This is a genomic window from Serratia sp. OLAL2 (genome assembly GCF_002752475.1).
Taxonomy (GTDB): domain Bacteria; phylum Pseudomonadota; class Gammaproteobacteria; order Enterobacterales; family Enterobacteriaceae; genus Serratia; species Serratia bockelmannii.
Genome location: NZ_MSTL01000005.1, coordinates 41,724 through 57,011 on the forward strand (window position 1 = coordinate 41,724; position 15,288 = coordinate 57,011).

At 60.7% G+C, this 15,288-nt stretch carries 15 protein-coding genes; 13 read left to right on the top strand and 2 right to left on the bottom strand.

Features of this window, described 5'->3' with window-relative positions; all coding sequences use genetic code 11:
• Nucleotides 1-79 precede the first annotated feature (79 nt).
• On the bottom strand, nt 80-1,006 hold the full coding sequence (locus tag BVU99_RS05850; RefSeq protein WP_099816977.1) for a formate/nitrite transporter family protein: 927 nt from the start codon (nt 1,004-1,006) through the stop codon (nt 80-82).
• A gap of 229 nt (nt 1,007-1,235) precedes the next feature.
• Between BVU99_RS05850 and ccmA the strand changes: the two genes are divergently transcribed.
• The 10 genes from ccmA to mlaA all read left to right on the top strand — a co-directional run bounded on the left by ccmA (nt 1,236) and on the right by mlaA (nt 9,089).
• The gene (gene ccmA, locus BVU99_RS05855; protein WP_015378626.1) at nt 1,236-1,868 is read left to right on the top strand and encodes a cytochrome c biogenesis heme-transporting ATPase CcmA; all 633 of its coding nucleotides are present in this window, start codon (nt 1,236-1,238) and stop codon (nt 1,866-1,868) included.
• Entirely contained in the window at nt 1,868-2,527 is a 660-nt protein-coding gene (gene ccmB, locus BVU99_RS05860; protein WP_025303731.1) for a heme exporter protein CcmB, read from the top strand. Before ccmA ends, ccmB begins: the two co-directional genes overlap by 1 nt.
• Before the next feature lie 120 nt (nt 2,528-2,647).
• The gene (locus BVU99_RS05865; RefSeq protein WP_033653722.1) at nt 2,648-3,385 is read left to right on the top strand and encodes a heme ABC transporter permease; all 738 of its coding nucleotides are present in this window, start codon (nt 2,648-2,650) and stop codon (nt 3,383-3,385) included.
• A complete protein-coding gene (ccmD, locus tag BVU99_RS05870; RefSeq protein ID WP_025303729.1) occupies nt 3,382-3,618 on the top strand; it encodes a heme exporter protein CcmD in 237 nt (78 codons plus the stop codon). Before BVU99_RS05865 ends, ccmD begins: the two co-directional genes overlap by 4 nt.
• Nucleotides 3,615-4,109 carry a cytochrome c maturation protein CcmE gene (ccmE, locus tag BVU99_RS05875; protein ID WP_004936264.1) on the top strand — a complete coding sequence of 165 codons (495 nt, stop codon included), beginning with the start codon at nt 3,615-3,617 and terminating at the stop codon, nt 4,107-4,109. Before ccmD ends, ccmE begins: the two co-directional genes overlap by 4 nt.
• Nucleotides 4,106-6,076 (top strand): heme lyase CcmF/NrfE family subunit, encoded by a 1,971-nt coding sequence (locus BVU99_RS05880; protein ID WP_025303728.1) that lies wholly within the window; start codon nt 4,106-4,108, stop codon nt 6,074-6,076. The genes ccmE and BVU99_RS05880 overlap by 4 nt, the downstream gene beginning before the upstream one ends.
• Nucleotides 6,073-6,624 carry a DsbE family thiol:disulfide interchange protein gene (locus tag BVU99_RS05885; protein ID WP_015378623.1) on the top strand — a complete coding sequence of 184 codons (552 nt, stop codon included), beginning with the start codon at nt 6,073-6,075 and terminating at the stop codon, nt 6,622-6,624. The genes BVU99_RS05880 and BVU99_RS05885 overlap by 4 nt, the downstream gene beginning before the upstream one ends.
• Nucleotides 6,621-7,088 carry a cytochrome c-type biogenesis protein gene (locus BVU99_RS05890; RefSeq protein ID WP_099816978.1) on the top strand — a complete coding sequence of 156 codons (468 nt, stop codon included), beginning with the start codon at nt 6,621-6,623 and terminating at the stop codon, nt 7,086-7,088. The genes BVU99_RS05885 and BVU99_RS05890 overlap by 4 nt, the downstream gene beginning before the upstream one ends.
• Nucleotides 7,088-8,302, top strand: a complete 1,215-nt coding sequence (ccmI, locus tag BVU99_RS05895; RefSeq protein WP_060433754.1) for a c-type cytochrome biogenesis protein CcmI — start codon at nt 7,088-7,090, stop codon at nt 8,300-8,302. Before BVU99_RS05890 ends, ccmI begins: the two co-directional genes overlap by 1 nt.
• A gap of 28 nt (nt 8,303-8,330) precedes the next feature.
• Nucleotides 8,331-9,089, top strand: a complete 759-nt coding sequence (gene mlaA, locus BVU99_RS05900; RefSeq protein ID WP_025303725.1) for a phospholipid-binding lipoprotein MlaA — start codon at nt 8,331-8,333, stop codon at nt 9,087-9,089.
• A gap of 116 nt (nt 9,090-9,205) precedes the next feature.
• Here mlaA and fadL read toward each other — a convergent pair whose 3' ends face one another.
• A complete protein-coding gene (fadL, locus tag BVU99_RS05905) occupies nt 9,206-10,528 on the bottom strand; it encodes a long-chain fatty acid transporter FadL (RefSeq protein WP_004936243.1) in 1,323 nt (440 codons plus the stop codon).
• 405 nt (nt 10,529-10,933) lie between these two features.
• Here fadL and BVU99_RS05910 point away from each other — a divergent pair, with 405 nt between their 5' ends.
• The 3 genes from BVU99_RS05910 (at nt 10,934) to fadJ (ending at nt 14,901) form a co-directional block, all read left to right on the top strand.
• Nucleotides 10,934-11,230: a YfcZ/YiiS family protein gene (locus BVU99_RS05910; protein ID WP_072145088.1), complete on the top strand. Its 297-nt coding sequence runs from the start codon at nt 10,934-10,936 to the stop codon at nt 11,228-11,230.
• Nucleotides 11,231-11,425: 195 nt separating this feature from the next.
• A complete protein-coding gene (gene fadI / locus BVU99_RS05915; protein WP_025303722.1) occupies nt 11,426-12,736 on the top strand; it encodes an acetyl-CoA C-acyltransferase FadI in 1,311 nt (436 codons plus the stop codon).
• Nucleotides 12,736-14,901, top strand: a complete 2,166-nt coding sequence (fadJ, locus tag BVU99_RS05920) for a fatty acid oxidation complex subunit alpha FadJ (RefSeq protein WP_099816979.1) — start codon at nt 12,736-12,738, stop codon at nt 14,899-14,901. The genes fadI and fadJ overlap by 1 nt, the downstream gene beginning before the upstream one ends.
• Nucleotides 14,902-15,288: the final 387 nt, after the last annotated feature.

Genomic DNA, 15,288 nt, shown 5'->3' on the forward strand with positions numbered 1-15,288 from the left:
GCAGAATAAGCGCTTAGCGGCGCGTTTGCTCAATACCTCGCCAGTTCGCGCCGAAATTTCCTCGGCTAACCGACGGCGATCACGGTTTTTCCCCGCCGTGGCGCCGTTTTTCCTCTTGCAGGCGCGCCGCCTTATTTTTGGCGCTCAAATCGTTGCGGATTTGCGCGTGGCTGATCAGCGCAAAGATAAAGGTGCCGCCGATGATGTTGCCCGCCAGCGTCGGCAGGGCGAACGGATAAACGAATGCTTGCCAGCCAATCGTGCCGTTGAACACCAGATACAGGATCTCCACCGAGTCGACCACGATATGCGTCAAATCGCAAATCGCCACCAGGTAGGTCATCAACACGATCACCCAAATTTTCGCCGCGCCGGCGGCCGGGAACATCCATACCATGGTGGCGATGATCCAGCCGGCCAGGATGCCGTTGGCGAACATTTCTCCCGGCGTATGGCGCATCACCTCTTCGCCCAGGCTGATGAAGGCGCGGCGCGTTTCGGCGTCGAACAGCGGCATATGGGTAAACGCCAGCGCCGCCAGCGCGGTGCCGATCAGATTGCCGAGCAGCACCACGCCCCACAGGCGCAGCAGGATAAGCAGGTTGCGCGGCGTGGGTTTATGCATAATGGGCAGCACCGCCGTGACGGTGTTTTCGGTAAACAGCTGCTGGCGCGCCATGATGACAATGATAAAACCGAAGGTGTAGCCGAGGTTCTCAATGAAAAAGCGGCTGGGATCGTCCGGCAAGCGGGCGTGGAAAATGCCTTTCGCCGCCAGCGAGGCGCCCATCGACAGCCCGGCGGCAATCGCCGACCACAGCAGCGCCAGCCCGTCGCGCTCCAGCTCTTTTTCGCCTTCCATTCGGATCTGTTCATGCACCGCCGCCGCGCGTGACGGCAGATTCTCTTCCCTGACTTCGATTTCGCGTTTGCCCTGTTCCTGCTCTTCGCTCTCTACCTGCATTGTCTCATCCGGCTCGTGCTGCTGGCGTTGCTGGTCGTTCATGCTATCGCTCCTGCTCAATAAGGGTGAGGTCACGTCATTAAGCGTAGTTGCCCGGCCAAAATGCGGCGAAATACAGAAAAAGGTAACAAGAGTTAAAATCCGCCGATTTTTTCCACGCATTCTTGATCCTGCTCGCCATATTGGCCCCTCGGCGCGCCCGCCGCAGGCTGCGTGTGGGGAAAGGCTTATGCTATGATTCGCTATCCCAAAGAAAAATATGAGTTCCCTGATGCTGGAAGCCAAAAGTCTGAGTTGCGTGCGCGATGAGCGCATCCTGTTTAGCGAGCTAAGCTTTTCAGTTCAGCCGGGCGATATCATTCAGGTAGAAGGGCCGAACGGCGCGGGCAAGACCAGTTTGCTGCGCATCCTCGCCGGTTTGGCGCGGCCGGACGGCGGTGAGGTGTGCTGGCGCGGGCGCAACACGCTGCGCGATCGCGCGGCGTATCAGCAAGATTTGCTGTTTATCGGCCATCAACCTGGCATCAAAGCCGTATTGACACCCTTCGAAAATCTGCAGTTTTATCAGGCGGTGCGCGGCGCGGCCGAGCATCAGGCCATCTGGCGCGCGCTGGAGCAGGTCGGGTTGGTGGGGTACGAGGATCTGCCGGTGGCGCAGCTTTCGGCCGGGCAGCAGCGGCGGGTGGCGCTGGCGCGATTGTGGCTCAGCGCGGCGCCGCTGTGGATCCTCGATGAACCCTTGACGGCGATCGATAAACAGGGCGTGGCCGAGTTGATTAGCCTTTTTGAACAACATGCGCAGCGTGGCGGCATGGTATTGTTGACCACGCATCAGGATTTGGCCGGCGTCAGCCAAACGGTGGGCAAAATTCGTTTGGCGGAACACGACGCGGGGAGTTTGTGATGTTTTTGACTCTGGTGCGTCGCGAATTGAAGATCGCCTGCCGTAAAGGGTCGGAGATCGTCAACCCGCTGTGGTTTTTCCTGATTGTGATCACGCTGTTCCCGCTGGGGATTGGCCCTGAACCGCAGCTGCTGGCGCGCATTGCGCCGGGCATCGTGTGGGTGGCGGCGCTGCTGGCCTCGCTGCTGTCGCTGGAGCGGCTGTTTCGCGACGACTTTCTCGACGGATCGCTGGAGCAGCTGTTGCTGCTGCCGACGCCGCTGCCGATGACGGTGCTGGGCAAAGTGTGTGCTCACTGGGTCGTGACGGGATTGCCGCTGCTGATCCTGTCGCCGCTGGTGGCGCTGCTGTTGTCGCTCGATATGCAAACCTGGCTGGCGGTGGCGGGTACGCTGCTGCTCGGCACGCCGACGCTGAGCCTGATCGGCGCTATCGGCGTGGGGTTGACCGTCGGCTTGCGCAAAGGGGGCGTGCTGCTCAGCCTGCTGGTGCTGCCGCTGTATATCCCGGTGCTGATCTTCGCCACCGGCGCGATCGACGCCGCCTCGATGGGCATGCCGATTGACGGTTACCTGGCGATACTCGGTGCGATGCTGGCGGGCAGCGTGACATTGGCACCGTTTGCCACCGCAGCGGCGCTGCGAGTGAGCGTGCACTAGCTAACGTATTGAATGAACAGACGGGGCAAGGCCGACAAGAGCGTACCCTGCAGAAGATTTTCGCCGTTTCGATCGCTCGGGGCGGCCGACGCATAAAAATTACCGTGAGCACTGACGACAATGTGGAAATGGTTACATCAACTGGCGCGGCCTGAACGGCTGTATCACGTCTGCGGCCGCTTTGTCCCCTGGCTGGGGCTGGCGGCGGCGGCCTGCCTGCTGCTTGGCTGGGCATGGGGCTTTGGTTTCGCGCCGAAGGATTATCAGCAGGGCGACAGCTTCCGCATCATTTATATTCACGTGCCGGCGGCCATGTGGTCGATGGGCATCTATGCCTCGATGGCGGTGGCGGCGTTTATCGGCCTGGTGTGGCAGATGAAAATGTCCGATACCGTGGTGGCGGCGATGGCGCCGATCGGCGCGGTGTTCACCTTTATCGCGCTGGTGACCGGCTCCGCCTGGGGCAAGCCGATGTGGGGCACCTGGTGGGTGTGGGACGCGCGGCTGACCTCCGAGCTGGTGCTGCTGTTCCTTTATATGGGCGTCATCGCGCTGTATAACGCTTTCGAAGACCGCCGCCTGGCGGGCCGGGCCGCCGGCATTCTGGTGCTGGTGGGCGTGGTGAACATTCCGATCATCCATTTCTCCGTCGAATGGTGGAATACGCTGCATCAGGGCTCGACCAACATGCAGCAATCCATCGCGCCAAGTATGCGCACCCCGCTGCGTTGGGCGATCCTCGGCTACCTGCTGTTGTTCGTTACGTTGACGCTGATGCGTCTGCGCAATTTGATTCTGTTCCAGGAGCGCCAGCGCCCGTGGGTTGCCGGGCTGGTGAATAAGGAGCGTCAGTCATGAATGCCGCATTCGATTCCTGGCCGGCGTTTTTCGCCATGGGCGGTTATGCCTTCTATGTCTGGCTGGCGGTCGCCGTCACGCTGATTTCGCTGTTGGGGCTGGTGGCACACACCGTCTGGCAGCGGCGGCAGTTGCTCGCCGAGATCGGCCGCCGTCAGGCGCGCGAGCGGCGCATTCGCCATGCGCAACAATCAAAACAAAAATCCGCCGCACCGCGGGAGAAATCATTGTGAATCCACGTCGTAAAAGCCGCCTTTATCTGGCGATCGTTGTGCTGATCGGCATTGCGCTGACCGCAACCCTGATGCTGTACGCGCTGCGCTCCAACATCGATCTGTTCTATACCCCGGGTGAAATCCTGCAGGGCAAGGGCGAAAATCATGAGAAGCCCGAGGTCGGCCAGCGGCTGCGTATCGGCGGCATGGTGATGCCCGGCTCGGTGAAACGCGATCCCAATACGCTGCAGGTCAGCTTCAAGATTTACGACGCGCGCGGCGCGATCGGCGTGACCTACACTGGCATTCTGCCGGACCTGTTCCGCGAAGGGCAGGGCGTGGTGGCGCAGGGCGTGCTGGGCGAGGGCAACGTGGTCAATGCGCGCGAAGTGCTGGCCAAGCACGACGAGAAATACACGCCGCCAGAAGTGGCCGACGCGATGAAAGAGAATCACAAAGGGCCGGCGGAAGCGTATAACGCGCCGCAGGCGGAGGGTGCCAAGTCATGATGCCGGAACTGGGCAGTTTTCTGCTGTGCCTGGCGCTGGCGATCGCGCTGTTGCTGAGCATCTACCCGCAGTGGGGCGCGGCGCGGCAGGACAGCCGCATGATGGCGGTGGCCCGGCCGCTGACCTATGGCATGTTCGCGGCGATTGCGCTGGCGTTCCTGTGCCTGGTGCATGCCTTCGTGGTCAACGACTTTACCGTCGCCTACGTGGCCACCAACTCCAATACCCAACTGCCGGTGTATTACCGCATCGCCGCCACCTGGGGGGCGCACGAAGGTTCGCTGCTGCTGTGGGTGCTGCTGCTGAGTTGCTGGTCGCTGGCGGTGGCGTTGTGCAGCCGGGCGATGCCGCAGGACGCGGTGGCGCGGGTGCTATCGGTGATGGGCATGATCACCGCCGGTTTCCTGCTGTTCATCATCATGACCTCCAACCCGTTCACCCGCACGCTGCCGAACTTCCCGATCGACGGCAGCGATCTCAACCCGCTGCTGCAGGATATCGGCCTGATTTTCCACCCGCCGCTGCTGTACATGGGCTATGTCGGCTTCTCGGTCGCCTTCGCGTTCGCCATCGCCTCGTTGATGGCCGGCCGGCTCGACACCGCCTGGGCGCGCTGGTCACGCCCGTGGACTACCGCCGCCTGGGTGTTCCTCACGCTGGGCATCGTGCTCGGATCGGCCTGGGCCTACTATGAGTTGGGCTGGGGCGGTTGGTGGTTCTGGGATCCGGTGGAGAACGCCTCCTTTATGCCGTGGCTGGCCGGCACCGCGCTGATGCATTCGCTGGCGGTGACCGAGAAACGCGGCACGTTCAAAGCCTGGACGGTGCTGCTGGCGATCACCGCCTTCTCGCTGTGCCTGCTGGGCACCTTCCTGGTGCGCTCCGGCGTGCTGGTCTCGGTGCACTCCTTCGCCTCCGACCCGGCGCGCGGCATGTTTATTCTCGCCTATCTGGTGATCGTCATCGGCGGTTCGCTGCTGCTGTACGCGGTCAAGGGCGGCCAGGTGCGTAGCCGTGTACAGCACGAGACCTTCTCGCGCGAGACCTTCCTGCTGGGCAATAACGTGCTGCTGATCGCCGCCATGCTGGTGGTGCTGTTGGGCACGCTGCTGCCGCTGGTGCACAAACAGCTGGGGCTGGGCAGCATTTCGATCGGCGAGCCGTTCTTCAATACCATGTTCACCTGGCTGATGGCGCCGCTGGCGCTGCTGTTGGGCATTGGGCCGCTGGTGCGCTGGCGCCGCGATGAGCCGCGCAAGCTGTGGCGGCGCCTCGGCGTAGCGCTGCTGGCGACGCTGGTGCTGTCGATTCTGCTGCCGTGGTTGCTGCAGGACAGCATCGCCGGCATGACGGTGGTGGGCCTGATCATGGCACTGTGGGTGATCATCCTGACGCTGATGGAGCTGCATGAGCGCGCCACCCATCGTCACGGTTTCTGGCGCGGCCTGCGGCAGCTGTCCCGCAGCCACTGGGGCATGGTGCTCGGCCACCTCGGCGTGGCGGTGACGGTGATCGGCATCGCCTTCAGCCAGAACTACAGCGTGGAGCGTGACGTGCGGATGAAGGCCGGCGACAGCGTGGATATCCACAATTATCATTTCGTGTTCCGCGACGTGCACGACATCCGCGGCCCGAACTACAGCGGCGGCGTCGGTATCATCGACGTGACGCGCAACGGCAAGCCGGAGGCGACGCTGCATGCGGAGAAACGCTACTACAGCGTGGCGCGCAGCATGATGACCGAGGCGGCGATCGACGGCGGGTTCAGCCGCGATCTGTACGCGGCGCTGGGCGAGGAGCTGGAAGACGGCTCCTGGGCGGTGCGCCTGTATTACAAACCCTTCGTGCGCTGGATCTGGTTCGGCGGCGTCTTTATGGCGATCGGCGGCCTGCTGTGCATTCTCGACCCGCGTTATCGCATGAGCAAAAAGCTCAAGCGCGAAGGCAAGCTGGAGGCGCAATCATGAAGCGTAAGCTGCTGTTTATCCCGTTGGTGCTCTTCCTGCTGCTGGTGGCGGCCCTGATGGTGCAACTGACGCGCAACGCCGGCGGCGAAGATCCGACCATGCTGGAGTCGGCGCTGATCGGCAAACCGGTGCCGACCTTCAGGCTGGAATCGCTGGATCAGCCCGGCAAAACCTACGATCAGGCGGTGCTGCGCGACGGCAAGCCGATATTGCTCAACGTCTGGGCCACCTGGTGCCCGACCTGCCGCGCGGAGCACCAGTATCTCAATACGCTGGCGGCGCGCGGCGTGCGGGTGGTCGGCCTGAACTATAAAGACGATCGTGCCAAGGCGGTGACCTGGCTGAATTCCCTCGGCAATCCCTATGCGCTCAGCCTGTACGACGGCGACGGCATGCTGGGGTTGGATCTCGGGGTGTACGGCGCGCCTGAGACCTTCCTTATCGACGGCCAGGGGATCATTCGCTATCGCCACGCCGGCGACATGAACGAGCGCGTCTGGCAGCAGGAAGTGCTGCCGCTGTATAAAAAGTACGGGGGCGAGGCATGAGGTTGATTGTTCTGCTGTGCGCCGCGCTGCTGAGCTGGAGCACCGCCGCTGCGATCGATACCTATCGCTTCAACTCCGTCGAGCAGGAGCAGCAGTATCGCGAGTTGACCGAACAGCTGCGCTGCCCGAAATGCCAAAACAACAGCATTGCCGATTCCAACGCTATCATCGCCGCCGACATGCGCACCAAGGTGTACGAGCTGATGATGCAGGGGCAAAACAAGCAGCAGATCATCGACTACATGGTGGCGCGTTATGGCAACTTCGTCACCTACGAACCGCCGGTAACGCCGGCGACGCTGATCTTGTGGATCGGCCCGCTGCTGTTCGTATTGATCGGCGGGGCGGTGGTGATCCTGCGTACCCGTCGCAAGCCCGACGCGGTGGTGGACGATGCATTCTCCGAACGGGAACGGCAGCGCCTGGCGGCGCTGTTGCAAGAGACTGACAGGAAGAAACCCTAATGGCTTTTTGGCTGATTATTTGCGTGTTGTTGGCCGGCGCCGCCGCGTTGCTGGTGGTGCCGGCGATGCGCCACGGCAAGCAGAGCGCCGCCACGCGCGATGCGTTGAACAAAGCGTTTTATCAGGATCGCCTCAGCGAGCTGGAGCAGGATGAGCAGCAGGGCGTGGTGGCCGAGCGTCCGGAACTGGTCAAAGAGCTGCAACAGAACCTGTTGAACGACATCCCGGCCGAGCAGATAGCGCAGGCGAAGCCGATCAACCGCTGGGCGCTGGTGCCGGGCGTGCTGTTATTGCTGGCGGTGACCGTTGGCTTTTATCTGAAAACCGGCGGGTTGGCGCAGGTGCTGGACTGGCGTCTGGTGCAGGCGCAAATGCCGGAATTGCGCGAGCGCGTCGCCAACGAGCGCGCCAAACCGCTGAGCATGGAAGAGATTGCCCGTCTCGGACTGGGGCTGCGCACCGCGCTGCAGCAGGACGATCGCAATATCAACGACTGGATGATGCTGGGGCGCGTCGGCATGGCGTTGAACAATGCCACTACCGCTACGCAGGCCTTTGCTCATGCTTATCAATTGGATCCGAATAGTCTGGAAGTGCGGCTCGGCTATGCCGAGGTCTTGACGCGATCCAACGATCCGGAGGATAACAAGCAGGCGACGCAGCTGTTGCGGCGCATGATCGCGGAAAACCACAGCGATCCGCGGGTGCTCAGCCTGCTGGCGTTCAATGCCTTCGAACAGGGCGATTTCAAGCAGGCGATCGGCGCCTGGCAAGTGATGCTGCAGCTGCTGCCGGCCAACGATCCGCGCGCGGAAGTGATAAAGCGCAGTATTGCACAAGCAAAAGCCCAGGCCGGCGGAGAAACTGTTAAACTGAATGTGACCGTTGCGCTGTCACCGCAGGCGGCGAAAGCCATGCCGCCGCAGGGGACGCTGGTCATTTCGGTCACCGACGGCGTCAGCCCGGTGCCGGTCGCAGTAAAACAATTGCCGTTGAGCCGTTTTCCGCTGTCTTTCTCACTGGATGACAGCAACGCCATGATGCCCGAGCGTCTGCTCTCGGCGCAGCATCAGGTGCAGGTGCGTGTGCGCCTCTCACAGGACGGATTGGCCACGCCGCAACCGGGGGACTGGTTCGGCGAAAGCTCGCTGCAGACATTCAGCGGTAAAGAGCAGGTTAGCGTTCAGATAAACAAGCAGGTCCCTGAAAAATAAGACCGAACGTGTTTTTATGGAGAAAAATATGAACTTTCGCCTGACTGGGGTGGCATTCGCAGCGGCATTACTGGTGGGCTGTGCCAGCGCGCCAGACAATGAGCCGCAAGGGCGTTCTGATCCTCTGGAAGGATTTAACCGGACGATGTTCGACTTCAACTACAACGTCCTGGATCCTTATATCTTGCGTCCGGTCGCGGTGGCCTGGCGTGACTACGTGCCGATGCCGGCGCGTAACGGCATCAGCAACTTCACCTCCAACCTGGAAGAGCCGGCCAGCATGGTCAACGCCTTCCTGAAGGGCGATCCTTACCGCGGGATGATCCACTTCAACCGTTTCTTCCTGAACACCCTACTCGGGATGGGCGGCCTGATCGACGTGGCCGGCATGGCCAACCCGAAACTGGCGCGCGAAGAGCCGAATCGCTTCGGCAGCACGTTGGGGCATTACGATGTGGGTTACGGCCCGTACGTGATGTTGCCGGGCTACGGCAGCTTCACGCTGCGTGACGAAGGTGGCGACTTTGCGGATACGCTGTATCCGATGCTGAGCTACCTGACCTTCTGGATGTCGGCGGGCAAATGGGTGGTCGAGGGTATCGAAACCCGCGCTCAACTGCTGGATTCCGACGGTCTGCTGCGCAATTCCTCCGATCCTTACATCATGGTGCGCGAAGCTTACTTCCAGCGCCACGATTTCATCGCCAACGGCGGTTCGCTCAAGCCGGAAGAGAACCCGAACGCCAAGGCGATTCAGGGCGAACTGGACGAGATCGACTCGCAGTAATCCCGGGCATTATGCCAATGAAAACCCGCCGTCAGGCGGGTTTTTTTATGCCCGCGCGAGCGACAGGCAAAGAAAAAGCGCCCCAGGGGGCGCTTTGGCATCCATCTCAAGTGAGATTAGAAGCGGTAGTTGAAGTTGGCGCCGTACAGCCAGGCCTTGCCTTCGGAGGTGAAGGTATAAGGACCTTCGTTGATGGTGACTTTCTGGCCGTGCATGTAGGACACGCCGACGTCGACCGAGGCGTCTTTGTTGAACGCATAGGTAGTACCGGCACTCAGCCAGAAACGGTCCTGATCGGGAATGGAGATCGAACGGTTTTGGGCAGGCACCGGGCTGTCATCGAAGGCGATACCGGTACGGAAGGTCCAGTTATCGTCGTAGAAGTAGGTGGTACCCAGCGCGATGCGGTAAGCGTCTTTGAAGCCTTCATGCTTCTGGAACAGGGTCTGGCCGTTGTTGCCGGTGGCTTTCAGCTCCTGGAACTGGCTCCAACTGGTGTAGGCCAGGCTGTAGTGGATGGCCCACTGCGGCGCCACTTTGTTATAGCCGGACAGTTCCCACATTTCCGGCAGGTGCAGGCTCAGAGAACCCGGAATGGTGGTGCCGTTGGTGCCCCACGGAAGACCTTGAGAGGCCAGCAACGGGTTGAAGGCTGAAGGCAGGCTGCTCTTGTAATCGCCGTCGAAGTCGATTTTCACTTCTGAGCGATAGGTGAAGCCGTAACGGTTGTTTTCATCCACTTCGTAGAGAATACCGGCGTTCCAGCCGAAGCCCCATTCGTCGCCTTTCAGATGAGAAATTTGGGTATCTGCCGGGATCTGCGAAACCGGGCCGGCCAACTGTGGCGGCAATTTGCCTGAACCGGCGATCAATTTTGGCAGATCGCCGGCGTAACGCTCGAGTTTAGCCTTGGCGTAGACGGCGTCAAAACCCAGACCGAAGCTGAAGTTTTTGTTCAGGCGATAAGCGCCGCTCAGGTTCAGGTTCAGGGTTTCCAGATCGGTTTTGCCGCCCATGGAACCCGCCGCGTAACCGTCGTTATATTCGGTCGCCAAACCGAAGTTGCTGGTGACCGAGCCGCCTACGGCGAATTGATCGTTAATTGGGTGAACATAATGCAGGTTCGGCACCCAGGCTGTCGGTGCGATGTTTTTCGCATCCAGGCTGGCGCCGGAAGGAGATCGGCCACTGATATCGACGTCCGGATCGATGAAGACTGCGCCGAAAGAAAGTTCCGGGCGGGTATACATCATCAGCAATGCCGGGTTGCGGCTTGCGGAGGCCGCCGTATCCGCCATGGCGCCTTCGCCAGAATACGAACGTCCTAAACCAGCTGATGAGAACTCATTCAGCTGGAATCCTGCGGCAGACACGTTTGAAGAAATAATTGCCACTGCAGCTGCGAGAGCTGATTTAGTCAATAGGTTTTTCTGGCTCATGACCAAAACCTCATTATGTGTTTATTATTTAAACTATTGTTACACGAAGTAACAAGGAGCGCGGGATTGTAGGGTCCGTTATCGTTCAGACAAATCAGACCAGTGGCTGAAGTATAGGTCTGACCTGTGAAAATGTTGCAAGTTTGTTTTTGAAATATTTCCAACCTGATATCAAAAAAGAGATCTGCTTAACAAAAAGCCAGCGGTAAATAACAAAATTCTTACCATTCCTTACCAGACGCTCATTTTTATTTGTGATTTCCATCACTTAAAACACCCAGTAAAAGTAAGTGCTAGTGATTGCCGGCGTGGAAGCGTAAAATACCCGCAGAATTTTGTGGCTTTGTGCCGGTGAGTGAAACGGCAATTTGGGCTGATAACAGAGGCCCTTGAGGAGAACCAATCATGTCAGATGCAATTAATAAATGCAGCGCCCAGGAAACCGCCGCGTGTTGCTGCGTGGATGTCGGCACCGTGATGGATAACACCGATTGCACCGCGTCCTACAGCCAGGTGTTCAGTAATCAACAAGATGCGGAAGCGATGCTGGCCGCCCTGAGCGAAAAGGCGCGCGCGGTCGAATCCGATCCTTGTGACATCAGCAGTAGCATTAAACCGGTTGACGGTGGCGTGCAGTTGGAGGCCGATTTCACCTTCGCCTGCCAGGCGGAAACCCTGATCTTCCAGCTCGGCCTGCGTTAATCCCCGCTTTACCCCCGGCGCCGCCTGCTGCGCGCCGGGGATTTCCTTCCCCGTGCCGCCCCGATAGAAAGTGCGCCTGCTCGCAGTTTTGATCTCTGCCGGTTTGCCAAATGTAACCGTTTGGTTAACAATGACCTCATCAGGTCAGACCTCTTTCTGCCCATTGCGCTGACGTTATTTTCTTCAGGAGCATTTATGAGTAAGGCACTGCCGTTGGTGACCCGTCATGGTGACCGCATTGCGATTGTGAATGGACTGCGTACCCCCTTTGCCAAACAGGCAACTGCCTATCACGGCATTCCGGCGGTGGATTTAGGGAAAACGGCGGTGAGCGAGCTGTTGGCGCGTAGCGGCATCGATCCGCAGCTGATCGAACAGCTGGTGTTCGGCCAGGTGGTGCAAATGCCCGAGGCGCCGAACATCGCGCGTGAAATCGTGCTCGGTACCGGTATGAGCGTTCATACCGACGCTTACAGCGTGTCGCGTGCCTGCGCCACCAGCTTCCAGGCGATCGCCAACGTGGCGGAGAGCATCATGGCCGGCAGCATCAGCGTCGGTATCGCCGGCGGGGCGGACTCTTCTTCCGTCTTGCCGATCGGCGTCAGCAAGGCGTTGGCGCGCACGCTGGTGGACGTCAACAAGGCGCGCACGCTGTCGCAGCGTCTCAAACTGTTCAGCCGGCTGAAATTCCGCGATCTGATGCCGGTGCCGCCGGCGGTGGCGGAGTATTCCACCGGTCTGCGCATGGGCGATACCGCTGAGCAAATGGCGAAAAGCCACGGCATCACCCGCGAAGCGCAGGATGCGCTGGCGCACCGTTCCCACGAACTGGCGGCCAGGGCCTGGCGTGAGGGGTGGCTGCGCGATGAGGTGATGACGGCCTACGTGCCGCCTTACCGCGCGCAGCTTTCTGAAGACAACAATATCCGCAAAGACTCCAGCCTGGCTTCCTACGCCAAGCTGAAACCGGCGTTCGATCGCAAACACGGCAGCGTCACTGCGGCCAACAGCACGCCGTTGACCGACGGCGCGGCGGCGGTACTGATGATGAGCGAATCGCGCGCCAAAGAGCTGGGGCTGCAGCCGCTCGGCTATCTACGCAGTTTCGCCTTTGCCGCCATCGACGTGTGGGAAGACATGCTGCTGGGGCCTTCCTACGCTACGCCGCTGGCGCTGGATCGCGCCGGCATCGGTCTGGCCGATCTGACGCTCATCGACATGCATGAAGCCTTCGCTGCGCAAACGCTGGCCAACCTGAAGATGTTCGCCAGCGAAGCGTTCGCCCGCGAGAAGCTTGGCCGCAGCCAGGCAATCGGCGAAGTGGACATGGACAAATTCAACGTATTGGGCGGTTCTATCGCCTATGGTCACCCGTTCGCCGCCACCGGCGCGCGCATGATCACCCAGACGTTGCGCGAGCTGAAACGCCGCGGCGGCGGGTTGGGCCTGACCACCGCCTGCGCCGCCGGCGGGTTAGGGGCCGCGATGATCGTGGAGGTGGAATGATGAGTGCCGAAAACGCATTGCACGAACAGCGGGCCAAACCGTCGGCCTTTCAGCTGACGATTCGCCCCGACAACATCGGCGTGATCACCATCGACGTGCCGGGCGATAAGGTCAATACGCTCAAGGCCGAGTTCGTCGAACAGGTGAACGACGTGCTGATCCGGGCGCAGCAGCATACCGCGCTGGAAGGATTGGTGATCGTTTCCGGCAAGCCGGACTCGTTTATCGCCGGCGCCGACATCACCATGATTGCCGCCTGCACCAGCGCCAAAGAGGCGGAAACGCTGGCCAAGAAAGGGCAGAGCACGCTAGCGCAGATCGCCGCCTTCCCGGTGCCGGTGGTGGCCGCCATTCATGGCGCCTGCCTGGGCGGCGGCCTGGAATTGGCACTGGCCTGCCACGGCCGCGTCTGTTCGTTGGATGACAAAACCGCGCTCGGTCTGCCGGAAGTGCAGCTGGGCCTGCTGCCGGGCTCCGGCGGCACTCAGCGCCTGCCGCGCTTGGTTGGCGCCGCCAAGGCGCTGGACATGATCCTGACCGGCAAGCACATTCGCGCCCGCCAGGCGCTGCGCATGGGGCTGGTGGACGACGCCGTGCCGCAGTCGATCCTGTTGCAGACCGCCATCGAGCGGGTGAAACAGGGCTGGAAGCATCAGCGCGAGCTGCCGTGGCAGGATCGCCTGCTCAATGGCCCGCTGGGCAGAAATCTGCTGTTCAGCATTGTGCGCAAAAAAACGTTGGCGAAAACCCACGGCAACTACCCGGCGGCGGAACGCATCATTCAGGTAGTGCGCACCGGGCTGGATCACGGCAGCGCCAGCGGCTATGAAGCCGAAGCGCGCGCCTTTGGCGAACTGGCGATGACGCCGCAGTCGGCGGCGCTGCGCAGCCTGTTCTTCGCCTCCACTGCGCTGAAAAAAGAGCGGGGCGGCAATGCCAAGCCGCATGTCCTGCATCGTGTCGGCATTCTCGGCGGCGGCCTGATGGGCGGCGGCATCGCCTGCGTCACCGCCACGCGCGGCGGTTTGCCGGTTCGTATCAAAGACATTAATGAAACCGGCATCAATCACGCGCTGAAATACAGCTGGGACGTGCTTGGCAAACGGGTACGCAGCAAGCGCATGCGCCCGGCGGAACGGCAAAAACAGATGATGCTGATCTCCGGCTCTACCGATTACACCGGCTTTGAGCAGGTGGATATCGTGGTCGAGGCGGTGTTTGAGGATCTGGCGCTGAAGCAGAAGATGGTGGCCGAGGTCGAAGCGAACTGTGCGCCGCATACCGTGTTTGCCTCCAATACTTCCTCGTTGCCTATCGGCCACATCGCCGAAAAAGCCCAGCGGCCGCAGCAGGTGATCGGTCTGCACTACTTTAGCCCGGTGGACAAAATGCCGCTGGTGGAAGTGATCCCGCACGCTGGCACCAGCGAAGAGACTATCGCGACCACCGTGGCGCTGGCGCACAAGCAGGGCAAGACCGCTATCGTGGTGGGCGACAGCGCGGGTTTTTATGTCAACCGCATCCTGGCGCCGTACATCAACGAAGCGGCCCGTTGCCTGCTGGAAGGCGAGCCGATGGAGTCGCTGGACAAGGCGCTGGTGGACTTCGGTTTCCCGGTCGGCCCGATCACCCTGTTGGACGAAGTGGGCATCGACGTCGGCACCAAGATCATTCCGGTGCTGGTCGAGGCGCTGGGGCCGCGCTTCGCCGCGCCGGCTGCGTTCGATGCGGTGCTGAAGGACGGGCGTAAAGGGCGCAAGAACGGCCGCGGCTTCTATCTTTACCCGAGCGAAGGGCAGCAGCGGCAGCGGCGTAAACGTGCGGATACCTCATTGTATACGTTGCTCGGCGTCACGCCGAAGGCGCACATGCTGCCGGCGACCGTCGCCCAGCGCTGCGTGATGATGATGCTGAACGAAGCGGCGCGCTGCCTGGATGAAGGCGTGATCCGCAGCGCGCGCGACGGCGACATCGGCGCGGTGTTCGGCATCGGCTTCCCGCCGTTCCTCGGCGGCCCGTTCCGCTATATGGACGAGCTCGGCGCCGAAAAAGTGGTGAAAACGTTGGAATACCTGCGCCAGCAGCACGGCGAGCACTTCGCGCCGTGCGAACGCTTGCAGCGCATGGCGCAGCAGGGCGAGCGTTTTTACCCGCTGGGGAGCTGAACGCAGGGCGGCCCGATTTGCACTATAGTTGCAACAGGGCCGCGTTGTGATCGCCATCACTCCTTGTAACAGCGTCAGCCGGTGAGGCTGTACAGCAAGGCGTAGGCAGCGGTAAGTTAGCTTGACCGTCATCAATAAATTTCATGGCGGTAAGGTTAAAATTTAACCCGTTGAATTGATTGTTCTGTGAGCAATCGAGGTTTGCCAGGGGAGGGTTGCTGTAAAAAACAGCATTTTCTTTAGGCAAACTTTCAGGCAAAATGCCCGGCCGCCATAAAGAGACGGCGCGTTATCGTTTTAAAGCTTTGGCTTTGGGTTGTAAAACTCGGCGGTACAGCACGCACGGCGTTTCTGTATAGCGTTACTTTGTCAACAACAGCGGTGCAA